This window comes from Lysinibacillus sp. TE18511 (assembly GCF_054062295.1).
This window is the reverse complement of sequence record NZ_JBSSFD010000100.1, coordinates 1-1,392: the sequence shown is the minus strand read 5'-3', so window position 1 is coordinate 1,392 and position 1,392 is coordinate 1. Positions and strand designations below refer to the sequence as shown.

General features: G+C 39.2%; 1 protein-coding gene. It reads right to left on the bottom strand.

The window, feature by feature from the left end; translation table 11 throughout:
• Positions 1-1,340, bottom strand: a protein-coding gene (locus ACVWXS_RS25890; RefSeq protein ID WP_456960688.1) for an IS3 family transposase whose coding sequence is annotated in 2 segments (ribosomal slippage) — positions 1-887 and positions 887-1,340 — 1,341 coding nt annotated over the 2 segments. Because the reading frame shifts where the segments join, the coding sequence is not laid out codon by codon here. This gene is flagged as partial in the annotation.
• Between the last annotated feature and the right edge of the window lie 52 nt (positions 1,341-1,392).

The window sequence follows — 1,392 nt, the reverse complement described above, 5'->3', positions numbered from 1 at the left end:
AAATTGCGTTCGGTATTGCACCGGGCTCAATTTTAATTTTGCCTTAATTCGTTTCGTGTTGTAATAATGTATATATTTTTCTAGCTTTTCTTTAAAGTGCTCGATACTTTCAAATTCTTTTAAGTAAAGGAATTCTGATTTTAGTATCCCAAAGAAATTCTCCATTACTGAATTATCGTAACAGTTGCCTTTACGCGACATACTTTGCACAATGCCTCTTGATTGGAGCGCATGGCGATATTGCTTCATTTGATAATGCCAGCCCTGATCGGAATGCATCAGTAGCTGATGGTCCGCAGGTAAGCGGTCTAAAGCCTTTTCTAACATGTCTGAAACAAGTAAAAATGTCGGTCTAGAGCCAATCGTGTACGTGATAATCTCGCCGTTAAATAAATCTAAAACAGGCGATAAATAAAGCTTCTCGCCAAATAATTTAAACTCTGTAATATCCGTTGCCCATTTTTCATTTGGTGCTTCTGCTGTAAAATTGCGGTCTAAAATATTTGGAGCGATTTCACCAACCGTCCCTTTATACGATTTATATTTTTTCATGCGTACTAAACACCTTAATCCAAGCTCTTTCATGATGCGTTGAACCTTCTTGTGATTTACCTTTTGCCCACGATTCGCCAGCTCATCACGAATACGACGGTAGCCGTAACGACCCTCGTGTTCGTCGTAAATCCCTTGAATGTCGGCCTTTAAATCAGCGTCTCGATCTGGTCGATTCATCTTCTTCACTAGATTATAGTACGTGCTGCGTTTGATTTCTGCGAATGCCACAAGCGCCTTCACCGAGTATTTATGCCTTAATTCATAGATGACCTTTACTTTGTCTTCTTTGGTGATTTTTCCTTGGCTTGAACTAAGGCATTCAACTTTTTTAAATACTCGTTTTCCATGCGTAGACGGCTGATCTCTGCTTGAAGTGCTTCAGGTGAACCTTCTACTGGTGCTTGTTTTGATTGTTTGTTCGTTTCTTTTTTCATGGATAGACGCCCCTTTTTCTTTGGCTGAAGGGCATCTTCTCCTAAAGTTTCGAATTGTTTTTTCCAATTCTGTATCGATGACGCACCTGCAATATTAAAGAGCGCAGCTGTTTCATTAAAGGACGTACCATGTTCAGCCATATAGTTAAGTACGTCTAGTTTAAATGCTTTTGTATAGTTTGTATATCGTCTGACAAAAACCTCTACACCATTGTGCTGATATTGTTTCACTAAACCTAATAAATAACGATGTGAAATACCGAAATCCGTAGCGACTGTTCTTGAACTTTCCTTGCCATTTACATATCGTTGAACCGCTGCTAATTTATCTTCAGGACTCATTTTAGCCATAGAAAAACCGCACCTCCTTGTTAGATGTGTCTAACAAATGGGGTGCAGTTCA